This window comes from Shewanella sp. AC34-MNA-CIBAN-0136 (assembly GCF_040309945.1).
GTDB lineage: Bacteria > Pseudomonadota > Gammaproteobacteria > Enterobacterales > Shewanellaceae > Shewanella.
In genome coordinates this window covers 67543-87793 of record NZ_JBEOPJ010000003.1, presented here as the reverse complement: position 1 = coordinate 87793, position 20251 = coordinate 67543, and the positions used below count along the sequence as shown (strand labels likewise).

Sequence of the window (20251 nt, the reverse complement as noted above, 5' to 3'; positions counted from 1 at the left end):
CCATACCTATGTCAGTTAGCGCATTACTATTAAACCGCCAAAAAAATCGTCAATTATTGGCTTTAGCGACACCAATGATACTGTCGAATATCACCATTCCGCTATTAGGATTAGTTGATACTGCGGTAATTGGTCATCTTGGACAAGCTTACTATCTTGGTGGCGTAGCACTAGGCAGTACCATTATCACCTTAATGATTTGGTTACTCGGCTTTTTACGCATGTCCACCACCGGGTTAGTCGCACAAGCCTACGGTGCTAATGATACCTCAACTCAACAACAATTACTGATACAAGGTTGCAGCCTAGCATTAACCTTGGGAGTAGCTTGTGTAATATTACACTCTCCCATACTTGATTTAGCATTAAGCCTCAGCGATGCCAGCGAACAAGTGATGTTCTACTGCCGCCAATACGTCGAAATTCGAATCTGGTCACTGCCTTTTGCTCTCGTCAACTTAGTGTTATTAGGCTGGTTACTCGGACGCCAAGCGCCGAAAGCAGCCATGTGGCAATTAATTATCGCTAACAGCGCTAATATTATTCTCGATATTGTATTTGTCATCATCTTTAAATGGAATGTCCAAGGCGCTGCATTGGCATCGGTTATTGCTGATATCAGTGCTTTTTCAGTGGCATTGATTATGGTCAAACGCCAGCTAGTACTTACTGGAGGGCTTAATTTAAGCCAAGTTATCGCCCATTTATCATGGCGCGGATATGCTCGTTTACTCACCTTAAACCGTGATATTTTTATCCGCAGTTTGTGCTTGCAAGCCGCCTTTAGTTTTATGACCTTTTATGGTGCCGGTTTGGGCGACAATACGATTGCCGCCAACGCAGTGCTGCTTAATTTACTCATGCTGATATCTTATGCGTTAGATGGTATAGCTTATTATGCTGAAGCCGAAGTGGGCCGCGCATTTGGTCAAAAAAATCCAACATTACTGCATGACAGTGTCGTATTGGCATTTTGCTGGTCGGCAATGGTTGCGGTATTATTTAGCCTGCTTTTTTGGTCGGCAGGACCATGGATAATTCAGCTATTAACCAATATTGAAGCGGTACAAAACGCTGCAAACAACTACTTAATCTGGCTCATTTTTATGCCTATCTTGGCATTTGGCTGTTACCTGTTTGATGGTGTGTATATTGGTGCAGCGCACGGGAATATTATGCGAAACAGCATGATAATTGCTACCTTTGGCGTTTACTTTCCGAGTTGGTACCTATTGCAAGATTGGGGCAACCACAGCCTTTGGGCTGCGATGTCAATATTCATGCTATGCCGAAGCTTGACTCTTGGTTGGCACTATTACTACAAACTCAGATATCAACTGGCGGCCGTATAATATATTGAAGACCTTGATATAAAAATGTAACATCCAAATAACATTTTTATATCGCATTACATGGACCTTTAATGAAACGGATTTTATGGCTTGTTGTTATTAGTTTATGTCTATTTTCGCTTAGCTCATTTGCCAAATCTCTGCCTATAGAAGCCTTTGCCAGCATCCCAGATGTCCGCTTTGTTAGCTTATCTCCAGACGGTAAAAAAATTGCGTCGCTCGTACGAGTCAGTACTAATGAGCTTGAAGGCCAAGTACTCACTATTCGCGATATTCAAACCAATAAAGATATTTATCCATTGCAAACTGACAATCATAAATTTGTCATTTTATCGTTAACGTGGGCAAATAATGATGTCATCTTAATCGAGTCTAAATATCCCGCCATCCGTCGAGGTGTTCCCACAACCGAAACACGGTTAATAAAATACTCACTGAGCGACAATAAAACCTCAAGTGTGTTTTCTAATCGTTCTCTATCGCGTTTTGTCGATTTACCGCAATTACAAGCATCGGTTATTGATTATCTTGACAACGATCCAGATCATATCCTCATGCAAATTCAAGGTTTAGGTTCTAAACCACAATATGAAAGCGTCGTTAAAGTCAGTTTAAAAACAGGCGGTATCAAGACTTTACAACCAGCACGTATGCACATTGGAAACTGGTTAACCGATAGGCAGCACAAAGTGCGTATTGGCATTTATCGCGATGACACTACCTACCGTATTTACGAGCAAAAAGGAGCGGGTGAAGATCTCCGTAAGTTATGGGAGTTCGAGGCTTTAGCAGAAGACGTAATTTGGCCTATCGGTTTTGACCATGATCCTAATATCTTATATATCAGCGCCTATCATCAAGGTTTTAAAGCCATCTTTAAAGTCAACTTAACTGACCCGACATTGACTAAAGAACTCGTTTCTCACAATGAAAATTACGATGTTGAAGGCTGGCTAGTGTATTCCGCGCTAAAACAAAAGGTCATTGGTTTAAGCACCGACATTGAAGGTGAATATCTGTTCTGGGACCAAGATTATATCAAGTTGAACAATGGTCTTACAACTGCATTACCAGAGTCACATAATGTGATCACTCAGTTCAGTGATGATGAACGTCGTTACATCGTTTATGCTACTGGCCCTATTGAATCTGGTGCGTATTACTTTGGAAATAGAGATCAAAAAGCACTTTACCCTATCGCTTACCGTTACAGCCAATTACCACCAGAAGTGTTATCTCAGCCACAAACAGTCCATTATAATGCTCGTGATGGTTTAGCCATTGAAGCCTTTCTCACTACTCCAAAAGACACTGACGCCAAAAACTTACCGACCATAATTTTCCCCCATGGTGGACCTATTAGCTACGACTCAACCACGTTTGATTATTGGGCGCAGTTTTTAGCTAATCGTGGCTATGCTGTGCTACAAATGAATTTTCGAGGATCGTCAGGCTATGGCTTCAATTTCATGAGTTCGGGTCTTAAAAACTGGGGCCTAGAAATGCAAACCGACATTGAGGATGGTACTCACTGGCTTATCGAACAAGGTATTAGCGATCCTAAACGCGTGTGTATTGTCGGTGCCAGTTACGGTGGTTATGCAGCATTAATGGGCGTAGCTATCACCCCCGATCTGTATCAATGTGCCATTAGTGTCGCGGGCGTAACTGACCTTGAATATTTAGTTAAATCATCGCGTCGGTACGACAATAGCAAAATTGTAAAAAAACAAATTGGTGATGATTACGACGATTTGTATCAGCGCTCACCTATTAGCAAAGTAGCCAATATTAACGTGCCGGTATTATTAATCCACGGCACTAAAGATCGCGTGGTGCGAGTGCAACACAGTGAAGAAATGTATGATGCGCTTAAGGATTTACATAAACCCGTAAAGTATATCGAACTGGAAAATGGCGATCATTACTTAAGTAATAATGAACATCGTCTTACAACATTCATTGCAATAGAACACTTCTTAGCGACCAATCTTGGGGTAAAATAACCTCAAATAGCCCAAGTCGTCACATACGAGAATACTATGACTCAAGAATTGATTATTACCGACATTGAAGTTGGCAACGGTAAAACCGCAGTTAAAGGCGCGCTAATTACCACTCGTTATAGCGGTCGATTAGCCGACGGAAGTCAGTTTGACGCTTCAGATGCGTTTCAGTGTGTCATTGGCACGGGCAGAGTCATTAAAGGCTGGGATCAGGGTATTATTGGTATGAATGTCGGCGGCAAGCGACAACTATCAGTTCCGGCTCATTTAGCTTATGGAGAACGCCAGATTGGTGAGCGAATTCCAGCACACTCAGATTTATTTTTTGATATTGAATTACTTGAAGTACTCACTCGAGACGACTAAAGCCACTAGATGGCGAAAACCTAATCGACACCAACAAAAAACGCGACCTCATAATGAGGTCGCGTTTTTGTTTATTAGCTTTGCTAGTAGCAGTAATTCGTCACGCGATTAAGCGTAAGAATGCTCGCCATGCTCATGCTCTGTCACGTCACGAACACCAGTCAATTCCGTTGGGAACATATCTAACAATTGCTTCTCAATACCATCTTTTAAGGTGATATCAACTTGCGAGCAACCGTTACACCCACCGCCAAACTGCAATACTGCAACACCAGCTTCGGTAATTTCTACCAGCATGATGTTACCGCCGTGGCTAGCAAGTTGTGGATTAATCTCTGACTGAATAATATATTCAATACGTTCAACTAATGGCGCATCTCCAGACACTTTGCGCATTTTTGCGTTAGGTGCTTTTAATGTTAGTTGCGAACCAAGCTGGTCGGTTACAAAGTCAATGCTGGCATCATCTAAAAATGGTGCGCTCTTTTCATCGACCATAGCACTAAAGCCATTAAATGGAAGTTCTACATCATCAGCTTCAGCGGCATCAGGTGGACAATAAGACACACCACACTCTGCTTGTGCAGTACCTGGGCTGATAACAAACACACGAATGTGCGTACCTTCCGGCTGGTCGGCCAATAGTTTGACGAAATGGGCCTGAGCTGTATCGGTAATGGTGATCATAAAAACCTGCTCCGTCAGGGAATACCTGAGTAAATTAGTAAGAATTAGACCTATGATACTCTGTGTTGCATTGGCTTTGTAGTGTCAGTGGGATTTGATCTCGAAAAAATGATCCAGTTCAACTTTTTTTTACCCTAAAAAAACTGCAATGCCCCATATACCAAGCGTTACAAGACATATTAATTAATTGTTTTTATTTACAAAAAATCTTGTTATTACTCAAATCGAATTAATCTAACCTCAACCTAGATTAATCTACCCTTAAAAAGATTTAATCTAACAATCCCGGCGCTTCAGCACGCGCAAGGCACCAAGTTTGCACATGGACAAACTGCAGGCTAAATAAACCTGCAATTTCATCTACGGTTGTTCCAGTAGTAACAACATCATCAATCAACGCAACACGCTGATACGTCATGCTTGGTTGTAGTGCAAATGCACCATGGCAGTTTTTACGCCTCTGCTTACCCGCAAGTCCCGTTTGTGGCAACGTATCAACAATCCGAATTAAACAACGGTCATCTAGAGGAATATTCGTTAATAGGCTTAACTCTTTAGCAATGAGCCAAGCTTGATTAAAACCTCGCTGACGTAAACGATTGGGATGTAACGGAACGGGGATTAACACTTGTGGTCGCCTAATAATGCCATGCTTAATTAACAATGCGATTCGACAGGCTAGTTGCTGAGTTATCGCGTTAAGCGGTGCACATTGCTGTTGATATTTAATGGCGGCAATAACAGGTCCCAGCCCTTGATGATAACTACAAGGGGCTACCACCCAATTAGGAGTGTGTTTATTGCATTTACCACAATAAGCCTGCAGCAACGCTATTTCGCGCCCACAACCTAAGCACACTTCGTGCTGATACAAACTTGCCGCTAAACACACTTGGCAAACACCTGTGAGCACTTGATTAGGGAACAATTGCTGATAACCCGTTTGATCTATCCTTTGCTGGCACAGCAAGCAACGGTTGGGTAAACTGCCTAGTAAAATGACCCTGGCACGCTGAAGGCGCTTGACGCATAAACGTAAGATATGGGTGATATCGATTGAATTATTGATTGGCGGCATTGGCTATTCATTCCATTAAATAGACTCAAAAGAGGTGTTAACCGTGAGTTTTCCTGCATTGCATATTGATACCGTAGGCTCACAAGGCCAAGACATCGTGCTATTACACGGTTGGGGTGTGAATAACCAAGTCTTTAGTCCATTAAAAAACGCATTGCACCAGTATAGAGTGCATTATGTTGATTTGCCGGGTTTTGGGTTAAGTCCCAATATCGACGGAGACATAACGCAATGGTCACAAGCACTTGCAGAGCAACTTCCACAACAGGCAATTTGGATTGGTTGGTCGTTGGGAGGGTTAATCGCTAGCCAAATTGCCATCGATTACCCAGAGTCAGTGGCTGCATTAGTCACTATTGCCTCATCACCATGCTTTATGGCCCGCGAAAGTGTTATGGCTCACGAAAAAGACGACTCAACCCTATCTTGGGCAGGTATTCAACCTGATGTATTGGCACAATTTTCAAGTCAATTAAGTCGCGATTTGTCTCGCACTGTTGAACGGTTCCTGGCAATTCAAGCCATGGGAAGTGATAATCCAAAATCTGATATCCAACAAATAAAAAGCTTAGTGTTAAGCAAACCATTGCCGACACAACAAGGCTTATCACAAGGATTGGATATGTTAGCGCAAGTAGATTTACGCGCCACGATCACTCAAATACAGCAGCCATGGTTACGAATTTGGGGAAAGTTAGATAGTTTGGTGCCGAGAAAGATTATCTCGTCATTACCAAGCAGTGACAACATTGAAGATGTGCTGGTCCACAAAGCATCCCATGCACCGTTTATTTCGCATCCCGATGCATTTTTAAACCATTTATTACCGTGGATCACAAAATACCGCTAAAAATATCTTAATAGCACTTTGGCCTTAGCCAAATGTTGTCTATAATTTAGTCAAGGCGTCGTATTGACAAGGTCAACATGATAATTACCACTCATTATCCACAAGTACCGTTAGCAACTTCGAATGTTGCGACGGATCTTGCACGAGTGGACAATCAACAAAAACCGCCGATTATCCCGCCACAAGAACCGACAAAAGAACATGCTGAACGGTCATTAAACCAACAAAATGAACGCGCTACGCCTTACATTGTCGCGGAGAAAAAACAGCAGCAAGAGCAAGCTAAACGACAACAGCAAAGTGTCACACAACAAGCGGTAGAGTCTAAAGCAATTGCCTCGCCAGTCATTCGGCCTCAAGTCATTAGAATCATGGCTAGCCAAACCCCAGCGCTGCAACGTAAAGATATTCAACTAAAAACACAATCGACAAATGCTAAAACAACACCAGAACCCCGTCAACGTCAAGCGCTAGACACTGGCATATCCAAAGCGACCTACCAACAATTCGGTCAACGGATTGGTCAATTTTATCAACAGCAATCCGCCCCAAATAATGAGTCTCAACTACAAATATTAGCGTGATACTTCTTTGGTAGCCATATCAGACAGTGTCGGTTTTACCTCTGAATTAGCCGAACGATACAACATTTTGTTGTACGCTAAACTCCCCCACAATGCCCAACCTAACGCGGCTTCTGCTTGCGGTTCATTCAATGTGGTCGGAGTCAATTTTTCAGTAACAAAATTATAGGTAACACTTTCCGGTGGTAATTCAGGTTGTAAAATAGTCATTTTATTCCCCTCCAATAAACCAAAGTTTTTATCATATTGCATCATTGCTCGACCCGGCCAAGAGTCTGGCATTGTGGTTAAATCACGGCCTAGCATTGGATAGCTATCCGAAATACCCAGCAACGAAATTAACGTCGGCGACATATCAATTTGGCTAACAACACGTGGATCGCGCTTCGCATCAATCCCATCACCTAATATAAGCCCAGGAATACGAAAACGTGACACAGGTATTAGTGCTGCGCCACCCACTCGACTGTCATGATCGGCCACAACGAGGAATAAGGTATCTTTCCAGTAATCTGATTTTTTAGCTTTTTTGAAAAACTCACCCACGGCATAATCGGCATATTTCACCGCGTTATGCATGGTATATTGCGGCTGTTCGTACAACTCAATACGGTCATCTGGGAACTCATACGGATCATGATTACTTGAGCTAAACACTAGACTAAAGAACGGCTTACCCTCTTTGTGCATCCGCGAAAACTCTTCATCCGCTCTAAACAATAAATCCTCATCAGACACCCCCCAAGACGCTACAAACGCGGGGTCTTTATAGTCACCTTGATCAACTATATCGGTAAAACCATTGCCTAAAAAGAAGCTGCGCATATTATCAAAATGGCTTTCACCACCATAAATAAACTGCGTGGTATAGCCATGTTGCTTCAATAAATCAGCAATGGTAAAAAAGCCTGTTTGACTCTTCCCTAGTTTCACCACGGCGCGTGCTGGCGTTGGCGTAAAACCGGTTGTTACCGCTTCAATACCTCTTACCGAACGCGTACCAGTTGCGTATAAATTTTCAAAAAACCACCCTTGTTTAGAGAGTTCGTCAATATTAGGCGTTAACGGTAAACCACCTAAACTCCCCACAAAGCGCGCACCTAAGCTTTCTTGTAAAATGATCACAAGGTTCTTTGGTTTACCGGTATAGCTGGCTTGATTAAATGACAACGTCGGTATGGTTGATGAGGTAAATGCACTCAGTGGCCGACCGCTTTCACGACGCACAATATCGATCACTTTTGCGTCCGCTAACTTGCCATACACTTTCGATGCATCTTCTTCATTACTCATTTGCTTAATCGCAAAGATTAATGAGAAAGAGGAATTCAACACCAAAGAATTAACTAAAGGATCGTCAGAAAATGCCACTAATGAAGGATTAAGTGGTCGATGCCCCAACGATGAACGCGCACCTAGCACCGTAATAGCAATGACGATAACGGCAAGCACTGGACGCCAATACCATTTAGGAAAACGAACATATTGCGTTAATTTGCCACTTAACCACCAGCCACCCCATAAGGTACCCACGGTGATTAGCGCCGATAAAATAAGCTCGCCTTTACGCCCAGCCCATAACATCGATAACACTTCTTTTGGATAAACAAGATATTCAACATATAAACGGTTAGGTCTAAAACCATATTCAGCAATAAATGACGGCGATGACGCCTCAAGAAAAACCACCACCCATAAACCTAGTGTGAGCCATACGCGTAATATCGTCAGCCAAACACGGCCAACTAAATGCTCACCGGCAAACACTACGGTTCCGAGCGCTGCAATACCCCACAACCAACATAAAGAGGCAAAATCTACCCGTAAACCTTGCAATAAAATGTAGCCCCAACCTTGGGCATCGGATACTCGCTCAGCTTGCCATAAAGACATGCCAATACGGCTCAAACTCATAATAAGCAGAGAGATAACACTAAATATAACAATTGCTTGAAATAAATTATGCGAGGTCTTTTGTGTACCGAGTTCACTTGAACTACTACCAAGACCAAAGAAATTGACAGCCATTTATTGCTCCAAAATTATTATTATTTTTAGGCTTCATATGCAATTAAGTCCGCAACAAGCTACCCCAAATGTAATAACATAATTACTGGGTAATAGACTAGTATGTGTATCTTAAGGGCAACTTAAGCTTATCGTGTTACTGAAAACCTTGTTTACTCAACGATTTTAAACAAGATTTTTTGTTATATTTTCAATATCATCATTGTAAACGAGCTACGAGAAGACACAGTAACAAAAACCATCTGAGCCTAAGACCTTAGCGAAGATATTAAGTTCAGGGCGTAATAACATATATTAACATCTTATTTACAGTCGGTTAAATTCTGTTTTTTAAAAAGGTTTTTTGCATCGACTTACACCATCGCCGCATGGTCACTCGGAATCAACACAGTAAACATAATTTTGTCTTCCGAAACCAATTCAAAACTAAACTTAAATCCATTCACTTTGGCAATATTTTCAACGATGGCCAATCCTAATCCATGCCTTTCGCTATTTGATCGCGATTGTTCAGCCTGGAATAACGGTAGCGTAAGTCGCTCTAAATCATTCGCATTAATACTGGTCACTAATTGATTTTCAACACTGAAACTTAATCCTTTATTATCAGAAGCTAACCTTATTTTAATCGATGACTTTGGCGGACTGTAGTACAGTGCATTATCAAATAAATTGGTCAAGATAAGGTGCAAAGAAAACTCATCGACAAGGCAGTTTTGATCCAAATCACTATTTTCAATATTCAAACGAGAATGAATAGTCGAGTACTTAAATGCCAACTCATCAATAACCTGGCCCATCAAGGTTTTGATATTGATATGCTGGCGATGTAGATTAATATTTTCAGATGTGGCTTGTTGCAATAGTAGTAAATTATTGACTATGGTTTTCATCCGTAAACTAATGCTGAGTACATCTTGTTTATAGCTCACGCCAATACGCTGATCATCCGGATAACGAATATAAATTTCACTTAAACTAATCAACTCACTGATTGGCGTTTTCAGTTCATGAGCGATATCGGCAGTAATGCGCTTTTCTGTTTGTAAGTATTGTTGGCTAATTTTGACAAATTTATTCAGTTCATTACGAATTGGTTCAATTTCGAGATAACGTTCAGACTCATTAGACAGTGGGATGTATTTTTTAGTGACATCGACGCTTTTTAGCGACATGTTTAATTCGTTCAACGGGGTCAAACCACGATGAATAACCTTCACTACGGCCCAACGGATCAACACAATCACCAGTAGTAAGCCAATGGCTAAACTAGAGTCGATGATCACCAAAATTTGCGACAAATCTTCAGTGGTAATGGCTATGGTTAACCACATGGGTTCGACTGTATCCATCATTGACCGATTAGTTTTAGGCACTTGCGGCTCAAAATACGACACCATCGCCCTGCCGTCTCGACCATCTGGTAACACCACATCGGCAAAAAAAGCACTGTTGAGTGGAATGTCTTTTTTAAGTAAATCTACACCCTCGAAATTACGCAACGACTCAGAACGTTCAAACACGCTTGAGCCTTGCCACAATTGAAAAAAGCTTGCTTTAGTCGAGATGCCAAATTCAGGCATAAACTCGCCAGCAAAATCAAACTCGGTGCCTTCTGGAGTCACTTTAACTAAGGTCTTTAGGTAGTTAGACTTGTCTGTTAACGCGCTATCAAACTCAACATCGACCCAATTATCGATACTGATATCAATCGCCAAAAACACCAAAATCAACATGGCTGATACCACATAGGTCATGGTATTGACTAAATTGGTGGTTAACGATCTCATTAATGTTCACCCACAAAATAGCCAAAACCACGTTTGTTTTTTATCGGTAGCGTCACCCCTACGGCTTTAGCTTTTTTACGCACGGACGATAAATGAGCCTCGATGGTGTTTTTTGATAAATGATTAAATGAACCCACGACTGCTTCACTGATTTGTTCAGGATTAAGTACTTGCTTAGGGTTACTAAATAAATATTCAACAATTTTGAATTCGTTTTTAGTCAGATCGATATAATGGCCATCTGCATGAAGTGATTTATTACTTGTGTCTAAAACAAAATTAGCAATACAAATAGTTTTAACTTGTTGATTGAGTTCACCACGGCGACCAAGCGTCACAAGTCGGGCTTGTAATTCGTCAAACGAAAATGGTTTACACAGATAATCATCGGCACCCGCCAATAAGCCAGTAACACGATCTTCAGCTTGTGATTTAGCCGATAAAATAATGACCTTAGATTGATTACCTAATTTACGAATACTCTTAAGTAAACTCAGACCATCTACATTAGGCAGCATGAGATCCAAAATAATGAAATCATAAGAATTAGTGAGCGCCATACTTAAGCCCTCAGAACCATCACCGGTTTCATCAACGGTATAACCTAAATGATCCAAACCAACTCTAATGCCGCGACGCAGCGCTTCAGAGTCTTCAATTAACAACACTTTCATTGAGTGTCCTTTATCATAATTGCGCCTATATCCATATTACGAGTGATGCAGTCCAAACGGAAAAAAGTAACCTAAACTCGGGATAACAAACTACCATGAGCAAACTTATCTCTATGCTATCCATAGCGATAAGTTAACAGCCGACACGTTGCGGGCAGATTAACCGTTTACGAGTCAATTATGCCCATAAAACAACCCACCAAACAATCGCTGCCATCAGCATACTGAGAAACACAAATGCAGAAGCAATATCTTTGGCGAGCCCAGATAACTCATTAAACTCCAGGCCAATACGGTCAACCACCACTTCTACAGCAGTGTTAACCAGTTCAGCAAACAATACAAATAGTAACGCCAGCACTAACATGGCAGATTGCGCTGCACTAATATTTGCCATACAAGCAAATACAGTTAATGGAATAAACAGCATTAACTCTTGCTGAAATGCCGCTTCATTACGGCACATCCACTTTAAACCATTAAAGGTATGTTTACAGGTATACAGCAAGCGCATAATGCCATGGCGTTTCACCACAATTTTGGGTTGCTTTGCTGTCGCGTTCTTTGTCACACTCTTTGTAACATTATCATCAGACGTAGACGATGAAACTGAAATTGTCATGAGTATATCCCTAGTTCATTTTACAATCGGTGGTGATATCTAACTTAGGATCACGTACCGAGCTACTGACGCCGTAAAGCCCTAACAATGTATGGAACAAGTTGTCATGTGAGTACGAACCACTTAATGCATGCTCGGCAACACATTCACGGTCAATGTCTTTAGCTTGTGTGTAGTCTTGTGGTAACCACATAAACCAAGGCACATGAGTTTGCTGGCTCGGCGCAATGCTGTAAGGCGTACCGTGTAAATACATTCCACTTTCACCCAATGATTCACCATGGTCAGATAAATACACCAGCGCGACGTTATATTTGTCTTGATATTGCTTAAGTACATTAATCGTTTCTGCCAACACAAAATCGGTATAAGCAATAGTATTGTCGTAAACATTAACAATCTCTTGGTCGCTACAGTTTTCAATGTCGCTGCGGCTACAAGCTGGCGTAAATAACGCCTTATCGGCTGGGTAACGCTGCCAATATGTTGGTCCGTGACTGCCAATAGTATGCAAAGCGATAAATTGGTTATCTAAGCCTTTACCCGACAGTGCACTGGCTTCACTGTCTTGTTGTAATTTTTGGCTGAGTTTTTCAACTAAAATCTCGTCATAACAACTTAAGCCATCACATAATGGATTTGGCTCGCTCGGCGAAATATCAATCTTATTAATGCGGGCTCCTACGTCTTTATCGCCGCCATCGTTTTCAAACCATGTCACGTTAACACCAGCGGCGTTAATCACATCAAGTACGTCATTTCGAGCATCGGCAACTTCACGATTGTAATTATCATGAGTGAGGTTTGAGAACATACACGGTAATGAATGCGCGGTAGCCGTGCCACACGATGACACATTTTGTAAGGCAATCATGTCAAGGTTTTCTGTGTACGGGTTGGTATTACGTTGATAACCGTTATACGCCATATTTTCTGCACGGGCAGTTTCACCGACAACAAGCACCATAAGAGTCGGTTTGCCATTCGTGCTAGGGATTAACTGTGCATCTTGACCAATAGGGTCAAAGGTTAATTTTTCAGTAAAGTAACGGTTGTTTAGGTATTTAACCGTATTATAAATATGTGCAGGAATAATCATCTTATTCAGATAATTATTATTGCGCCCCACTGACGCATAGTCTTTGTAAAAAAACAGCACCATCAACCCGACTAACACCACGCTGAATATTGTAAAGCCAGCGCGACGAAGCACTATTTTGGCCAGTGACGGACCACTCGATAATTTAGTGCGGTATAACAAAACAGAAGGTATTACCCCTAACACCATCACATAGCTAATTGAAGGTAAGCTTATATATGAAAAAGCTTCACCAGAATTGGTTTCAAAAATATTTTCAATCATGCCGTAATCAAACATCACGTTGTACTGCAACATCGCATACATGGCCGCTGACGATGTCAGTAACAACACAATCATCACGGGTTTAAAAACAAATTTAAAAGCAAATAAGCTAAAAATAAGCATAAAACAACTGCTTAATAACAATGCCGGTGACAAAGAAAACAGCACATGACCATCTGCTGATAACTGATAGATTTTACGGATTATCGGAAAATTTAATACCAAGCCAAAATAGACAGCGATAATGCAGGTCATCGCCTCGTAACTGATGCTCTTTGGGGTGATACTGGATAATGTTTTCGTTAGTAATTTCAATTTTGCCACTCGCAATAAACTCGACTGGCGCTGATATTCAACTAAAACACTTAAGATCCACTGAATAAAAACTGAATTATTGCTGTGTGGTTATATTCAGTTTCAAAATATAAAAATGAGCTAAAAAAAAGCCCTTACACATAAGTGCAAAGGCTTTATAATCAATATATTAGCTAAATGTGTTTTACCACACCGTATAATTGATTATTTTTTTATCTTGGCAAAGGCATCAGCAAACGCATTACCCATAGCCGCATTTTGTGGTGCCTTAACCGGTTTACTGGCTGGTTTATTATGACCAGAACTCTTGGTATTGACTGAAGATTTACCCGCAGCAGGCTTTTTCTGGTAACTGTTTTGTGGCTTACCCTGCGACTGTCTGGTTGCTTTTTCGGTATCAATTTTTTCATCAAGACGCATGCTTAACGCAATACGACGACGCTCAATATCCACTTCCATCACTTTCACTTTAACCACATCACCGGCTTTAACCACTGTATGAGGATCACTAACAAACTTGTCGGTTAACGATGAAATATGCACTAAACCATCTTGATGCACACCCACATCAACAAAGGCACCAAAGTTGGTCACGTTGGTGACCACACCTTCTAAAATCATCTCGACTTTAAGGTGCTTCAATTCTTCTATACCGTCTTTAAAAGTAGCCGTTTTAAACTCACCACGAGGGTCGCGTCCGGGCTTGTCTAGTTCGGCTAAAATATCATTAATGGTCGGTACGCCAAATGCGTCGGTAACAAAATCGGCAGCATTAATCTGTTTTAACAAATCGCTATTACCAATCAGTTCAGTTAATGGCAATTGCTTAGCACCAGCAATCGACTCAACTAAACTGTACGCTTCTGGGTGAACAGATGACGAATCCAATGGATTATCACCATTACGGATGCGTAAAAACCCCGCAGCTTGCTCATAAGCTTTAGGCCCTAAACGAGCCACACTCAATAGCTGCTTACGATTGGTAAATTGACCATTCGCGTCACGAAAATCAACCACATTTTTAGCTAAGGTTTTGGTTAAACCAGCAACTTGAGCTAATAACGGCGCCGATGCCATATTTAAGTCAACACCTACGGCATTAACACAGTCTTCAACGACGGCATCGAGCGACTGCGATAACTGGCTCTGGCTTACATCATGCTGATACTGTCCTACGCCAATCGCTTTGGGTTCAATTTTTACTAGCTCTGCCAACGGATCTTGTAAGCGACGTGCAATTGATACCGCGCCACGAATTGACACATCAAGATTAGGAAACTCATTAGCGGCAAACTCAGAGGCCGAATATACCGATGCGCCCGCTTCACTCACAATCACTTTGGTCAGCGTCGGATGCGTTTCTTTTACGGCAGCGATTAACTCGCCAGTTAGCTTGTCTGTCTCACGCGAGCCAGTACCGTTACCAATCGCAATAATTTCAACTTTATGCATGGTCACTAAATTACTTAGGGTACGAATCGATTTGTCCCATAAGTTTTGTGGCGCATGCGGGAAAATAGTGGTGTGGGCCACCAGCTTACCGGTGTTATCAACAATCGCGACTTTCACGCCAGTACGGATACCAGGATCGAGTCCCATTGTCGCTTTAGCACCAGCAGGAGCCGCCATTAATAAATCGCCCAAGTTACGGGCAAACACTCTAATGGCTTCTTCTTCCGCGCTTTCACGCATCTTAGCGATAAACTCGGTTTCCATTTGCAAAGCAACTTTAATGCGCCAAGTCGAGGTCACTACCGTTTTCAACCATTCATCAACGCTAGAGTTAGTCAGTTCTAACTTAAAGTGATCGCTAATAATCACTTCACAATAACTGCCTTCTGTCGCTTGAGTATCGGGATCGGCGTTCATCGACAGGCTTAACATGCCTTCGTTACGGCCGCGCAACATGGCTAAAGCACGGTGAGATGGGATTTTGCTCATCAGCTCATTATGCTCGAAATAGTCGCGGAATTTAGCGCCTTCTTTCTCTTTGCCTTTTACCATGCGGCTTTCAAGCACAGCTTGCTGTAATAAATGCTGGCGCACTTTACGCAGTAACTCTGCATCTTCAGCAAAGCGCTCCATTAAAATGTAACGCGCACCATCAAGCACTGCTTTAGTGTCGGCAAAACCTGCATCAGGATTAATAAACTCTGTTGCTTTGCTTTCTATATCTAATTGACGATTGGCTAATACTGAATCTACAAGCGGCTCAATACCCGCTTCGATGGCTATTTGGCCCTTGGTACGACGCTTTGGTTTGAATGGCAGATATAAATCTTCAAGACGGGTTTTGCTGTCGGCGTCATTAATCGCTTGAGTTAACGCTGGGGTTAACTTGCCTTGCGCATCAATGCTCGACAATACCACTTGGCGGCGGTCGTGTAACTCACGTAAATAACCTAAACGAGAAAACAAGTTACGCAACTGAGTGTCATCTAAACCACCGGTAGCTTCTTTACGATAGCGCGCAATAAACGGCACGGTGGCGCCATCATCTAATAGCGCAATGGTCGCTGTGACCTGTTGTTCACGGACATTAAGTTCTTGAGCGATAATCTGGGCAATATTATGCATAATCAATCGAATTCGACATGGTTTAAAATAAAATTATGCCAAAGATACCATAAAGACCACCAGTTCGCTGCTAGTACGAAAGGCTTTATGATGTCTTTATAGATAATCGATAAAAAGAATGCATCATCGGGCATGAAGTGCTAAAACACAGATGATAATATTACGGCTTATAGAAAACCTCACCGTTCTTCGACCACATTAAGAGTAAACCGCGTGAAAACTAAGTTAATCACTTTAGAAGGCTACAATAAACTCAGAATTGAGCACGACTACCTGTGGAAAGAACAACGTCCTGAAGTCACTAAAATTGTCACTTGGGCGGCAGGTTTAGGTGATCGCTCCGAGAACGCTGATTATACTTTTAATAAACGTTTATTAAGGCAAATTGATCGCCGAGTTCGCTATTTACGCAAGTTATTGCCAGAACTCAAAATCGTTTATTACGCACCGGAGCAAGAAGGCAAAGTGTTTTTTGGCGCAACGGTTGAAATTGAAAACGATGCCGGTGACATTAAAATCTTTAAAATTGTCGGCCCAGAAGAAATTTACGACGAACGTAAAGACTACATCTCTATCGACTCGCCCATGGCCCGCGCGTTACTCAAAAAACAAGTCGACGATGAAGCGGTAGTGAGCACACCTCAGGGCGATAAAACCTGGTACATCAATAAGATTAGTTACAAACTAGAACAGAAATAACTTATCCAAGGAAAACGGAATCAAAAGCGTTAATTGCTATGGTTTTGTTCCGTTAAAAAGAAGCATTGAACAGTTAAGCTTTACTGCTAGCACTGGGCATGGTGACTCCAACACCACAAAGATATTGTTTCCTTATAGGTTGAGCTTTGAAAGACCATGTTGACCCATGAACCATCAATATTAGGAGCCATTTTGACTATAGCAAAATTGATTATGTGCGAGGTTGATGACGGTAAACAGGAGGCTTTTTCACAAAGTCAGAGTGCCTGGAGTCAGCTGTCGACGTGTAACGGTTTTGTAGGGCAAACAGGTGGATGGGAAGCATCGTCAAGCACAGCCATTATTTTAGGTTTTTGGGAATCACAGTTTCACGTGAGTGAATTCATGAGCACAACCCACGATGAGATTTATTTAAATAATAAACAACAATCCACTTACCGTCATTGTTCAGTGAATTACTTCGAACTGATTTCAACTATACCTGGCTCAGAGATTGATTTTTCAGGTGCTGGAGTATTAAGAATCGCTTACTGCTCAAGAGTACTGGACATTGATAGGTTTAATCGAGATCAACAGCTGCTCTGGAACCCTCAACTGTCAACGCAACCTGGATTGCTAGGCGGTCACGTTTGGCGCCATATTGAACACCATGACTGTTACTTGGTGGTAACGCATTGGGAATCACCAGCAGCTCATGAAATATACGCAAACAATGTATTGCCAAAATTACGGAAGATAGCCCACACTTCGGAGTACATTGAACAACTATTAGGTAAGGTTGTTGTTCTCGATAAAAAGTGGAACGTCACACCCTATAACGGTTGATCACCCAGATGACATTCCATCTAACCAGTTTAAACCGGCATAATCATATTGTAGTTTCCCCCAATAAAACATTATCAATTCCTGAAGATTTGCTCACCCGTTTATGGGCGACAGTGTATTTAAGATATGGCCTTCGGCCACTAATGTCGTGGCGCTTCGCCCACACCAGACCAAGAGAAAATCAACGGCTATTCCTTCTTGAAACTCCCAGTCGCTACATCAAATTTATTTGAATTACCTACAAACTAATGGCCAGTTTTACTCATTCACTACATTCTGGGATTAAGCAGTGTAAGTGAATAGCGAGGTTAAAATTTGCCCCCAAGTATGCAGAACCGCCGTGCACCCAAGCTGACTTTGTAAGTGTTTTCGGGTGATCCAAAATTAACTTAACATTTGCCATACTGCTTCAAACTGTGCGCGGTACAATTACTTCGCTTGCTCATCAAAGCCGATAATTTAGGGGGCCATATTTACTTGGCAGAGGTTAGTCTCTAGCAAGTGCATCAACCGGATTCAATTTAGCCGCATTCCGGGCGGGCAGATAACCAAACACAATACCGATTAAGGTCGAGCAGGCAAAAGCTGCCACTATTGACGTACTCGAATAGATCATCTGAAAACTGCTGCCTGTGTAGGTAAATATCATACCGATAAGATAAGCAAGTCCAATCCCCAATGCGCCACCACAAAAACATACCAATACAGCTTCAATCAAAAACTGACGCATAATATCGGTTTGCCTGGCACCAACGGCCATACGAATGCCTATTTCGCGCGTTCGCTCTGTTACCGATACCAGCATGATATTCATTACCCCAATCCCGCCAACTAACAAAGAGATAAACGCGATAGCTGATATCAGTAACGTCATGGTTTCAGATGTTTTTTCAATACTTTTGCGTATCGTATCTGTATTAATAGTGAAAAAATCAACTTTGCCGTGGCGCATAGTCAATAAGCTAATAATGCCTTGCTCTGCCACATCGCTTGATACATTGGCATCTATCCTTACGGTAATATCATTAACATAATTTTGTCTAAGAATACGTCCTGACACCGTGGTATACGGCAACCAAACATTCAGTTCATCACTGTTGTCGGACACACTTTCAATTGGCTTTGTTACGCCAATAACACGAACAGGAAGGCGGCCGAGAAAAATGACGCTACCTAATGCACTGCCGTCAGAAAAAAGCGTTTGCTCAGTATTGGCATCAATGACGGCAACCTGTTCTAACGCATCGATACTGTCATCGGCAAAATATTGTCCTTTGGCCAACGCATAACCGCGCACCCGAAAATACTCAGTACCCACGCCTTGAACTGAGCCTGTGACGGTTTCACTTGCATAACGTATGGCAACATTGGTCCTAACGGTTGGGGTAACGCTGTCCACATAGGGCAATATTTTAAGCGCATTGGCATCGTCTGCCGTGAGCGACTTAACCCGTTCAGAGCGGCGATCTCCTCGCCCTGTGCCTGGTTTTATTTCAATGGTATTGGTGCCCATTGAGGCAATATTATCCAAAATAGATTGCTGCGAACCGGCACCTAACGCAACCACGGACACCACTGAAGCAATGCCAATAATAATGCCGAGCATCGTCAGAAACGTACGCAAACGATGATTGGACATGGCAATTAACGCCATTTTTAACGCTTCAAGGTATCGCGACCAGTTTATCTTCATACTTGCTTGGGAAGATTGTCTGTCTGCGATTAACGAGCTCGTTTCTGCTGGGATACGTTTTTGGGTATCGGCAATGATTTCGCCGTCTTTTAGCTCGATGACGCGATCGGCAAATTCGGCAATATGTGGGTCGTGTGTCACCAAAATAATCGTGTGGCCGTCGCGATGCAGTTCTTGAATGAGTTTCATCATTTCTTCGCCGCTACTGCTATCTAAAGCACCGGTGGGTTCATCGGCCAGAATAATATCGCCACCATTGATTAAAGCTCTGGCCACACTGACACGTTGTTGTTGGCCGCCACTTAGCTGACTTGGTTTATGATCTAAACGATCGCTCAACCCCAGACGAGTCAGTAATTTTTTAGCTTTTTCGTGTCGGGTTTGCGGCCCCTCATTGGCATACAATGCCGGTACTTCCACATTACCAAGCGCAGTTAAATCTCCCAAAAGATGATAGCGCTGAAAGATAAACCCAAAATATTCACGTCGCAGGGCGGCCAATTCATTGTCATCCATACTGGATGTGTCCTGACCATTAATGAAATAACTGCCTGTATTGGGTTTATCCAGACAGCCAAGGATGTTCATTAATGTAGATTTACCGGAACCAGACGCGCCGATAATGGCAATCAATTCACCACGACAGATTTGCAGGTTAATGTTGTTAAGTACCGTCAGCTCCTGCTCTCCGGCGGTAAAAGAACGACTAACACCTTTAATATTTAACAGAACGTCAGCCATG

The 20251-nt window shown here is 42.1% G+C and carries 16 protein-coding genes and 1 pseudogene; 7 read left to right on the top strand and 10 right to left on the bottom strand.

Going from position 1 to position 20251, the window contains the following annotated elements; genetic code table 11:
* The first annotated feature begins 8 nt into the window (after positions 1-8).
* The 3 genes from dinF (at position 9) to AAEY94_RS03740 (ending at position 3724) form a co-directional block, all read left to right on the top strand.
* Complete coding sequence (dinF, locus tag AAEY94_RS03750; protein WP_101084876.1) at positions 9-1352, top strand: MATE family efflux transporter DinF; 1344 nt, start codon at positions 9-11, stop codon at positions 1350-1352.
* A gap of 71 nt (positions 1353-1423) precedes the next feature.
* On the top strand, positions 1424-3358 hold the full coding sequence (locus AAEY94_RS03745; protein ID WP_101084875.1) for an alpha/beta hydrolase family protein: 1935 nt from the start codon (positions 1424-1426) through the stop codon (positions 3356-3358).
* Positions 3359-3394: 36 nt separating this feature from the next.
* Positions 3395-3724, top strand: a complete 330-nt coding sequence (locus AAEY94_RS03740) for an FKBP-type peptidyl-prolyl cis-trans isomerase (protein ID WP_011635735.1) — start codon at positions 3395-3397, stop codon at positions 3722-3724.
* 108 nt (positions 3725-3832) lie between these two features.
* Here the strand turns inward: AAEY94_RS03740 and nfuA are convergent, their stop codons facing one another.
* Positions 3833-4411 carry a Fe-S biogenesis protein NfuA gene (nfuA, locus tag AAEY94_RS03735; protein ID WP_101084874.1) on the bottom strand — a complete coding sequence of 193 codons (579 nt, stop codon included), beginning with the start codon at positions 4409-4411 and terminating at the stop codon, positions 3833-3835.
* A 271-nt stretch (positions 4412-4682) separates the two neighbouring features.
* Positions 4683-5489, bottom strand: a complete 807-nt coding sequence (locus AAEY94_RS03730) for a ComF family protein (RefSeq protein ID WP_101084873.1) — start codon at positions 5487-5489, stop codon at positions 4683-4685.
* A gap of 43 nt (positions 5490-5532) precedes the next feature.
* On the opposite strand from AAEY94_RS03730, the gene bioH reads away from it, so the two are divergent.
* Positions 5533-6339, top strand: a complete 807-nt coding sequence (bioH, locus tag AAEY94_RS03725) for a pimeloyl-ACP methyl ester esterase BioH (RefSeq protein ID WP_101084872.1) — start codon at positions 5533-5535, stop codon at positions 6337-6339.
* Positions 6340-6416: 77 nt separating this feature from the next.
* The gene (locus tag AAEY94_RS03720) at positions 6417-6923 is read left to right on the top strand and encodes a hypothetical protein (protein WP_101084871.1); all 507 of its coding nucleotides are present in this window, start codon (positions 6417-6419) and stop codon (positions 6921-6923) included.
* Here AAEY94_RS03720 and AAEY94_RS03715 read toward each other — a convergent pair.
* The 6 genes from AAEY94_RS03715 to AAEY94_RS03690 form a co-directional block, all read right to left on the bottom strand.
* The gene (locus tag AAEY94_RS03715; protein WP_101084870.1) at positions 6915-8951 is read right to left on the bottom strand and encodes an LTA synthase family protein; all 2037 of its coding nucleotides are present in this window, start codon (positions 8949-8951) and stop codon (positions 6915-6917) included. The two genes, AAEY94_RS03720 and AAEY94_RS03715, sit on opposite strands and share 9 nt — an antisense overlap.
* A 353-nt stretch (positions 8952-9304) precedes the next feature.
* A complete protein-coding gene (locus AAEY94_RS03710; RefSeq protein WP_101084869.1) occupies positions 9305-10741 on the bottom strand; it encodes a sensor histidine kinase in 1437 nt (478 codons plus the stop codon).
* Entirely contained in the window at positions 10741-11415 is a 675-nt protein-coding gene (locus tag AAEY94_RS03705) for a response regulator transcription factor (RefSeq protein WP_101084868.1), read from the bottom strand. Before AAEY94_RS03705 ends, AAEY94_RS03710 begins: the two co-directional genes overlap by 1 nt.
* Before the next feature lie 178 nt (positions 11416-11593).
* Positions 11594-12037 (bottom strand): diacylglycerol kinase, encoded by a 444-nt coding sequence (locus AAEY94_RS03700; RefSeq protein WP_242445074.1) that lies wholly within the window; start codon positions 12035-12037, stop codon positions 11594-11596.
* Positions 12038-12047: 10 nt separating this feature from the next.
* Positions 12048-13715: a phosphoethanolamine transferase gene (locus AAEY94_RS03695; RefSeq protein WP_242445073.1), complete on the bottom strand. Its 1668-nt coding sequence runs from the start codon at positions 13713-13715 to the stop codon at positions 12048-12050.
* A 204-nt stretch (positions 13716-13919) separates the two neighbouring features.
* Complete coding sequence (locus AAEY94_RS03690; protein ID WP_350977338.1) at positions 13920-16292, bottom strand: Tex family protein; 2373 nt, start codon at positions 16290-16292, stop codon at positions 13920-13922.
* 213 nt (positions 16293-16505) lie between these two features.
* On the opposite strand from AAEY94_RS03690, the gene greB reads away from it, so the two are divergent.
* Together greB and AAEY94_RS03680 are read left to right on the top strand one after the other, a co-directional pair.
* Entirely contained in the window at positions 16506-16991 is a 486-nt protein-coding gene (gene greB / locus AAEY94_RS03685) for a transcription elongation factor GreB (RefSeq protein WP_335692065.1), read from the top strand.
* Positions 16992-17183: 192 nt separating this feature from the next.
* Positions 17184-17816, top strand: coding sequence for a DUF4937 domain-containing protein (locus AAEY94_RS03680; RefSeq protein WP_350977335.1), 633 nt, complete (start codon positions 17184-17186; stop codon positions 17814-17816).
* A gap of 277 nt (positions 17817-18093) precedes the next feature.
* On the opposite strand, the pseudogene AAEY94_RS03675 reads toward AAEY94_RS03680, so the two are convergent.
* Positions 18094-18245 (bottom strand): annotated as a pseudogene (locus tag AAEY94_RS03675) (transposase); the annotation flags it as partial.
* Between the two features lie 58 nt (positions 18246-18303).
* Complete coding sequence (locus tag AAEY94_RS03670) at positions 18304-20250, bottom strand: MacB family efflux pump subunit (protein WP_335692063.1); 1947 nt, start codon at positions 20248-20250, stop codon at positions 18304-18306.
* Position 20251: the final 1 nt, after the last annotated feature.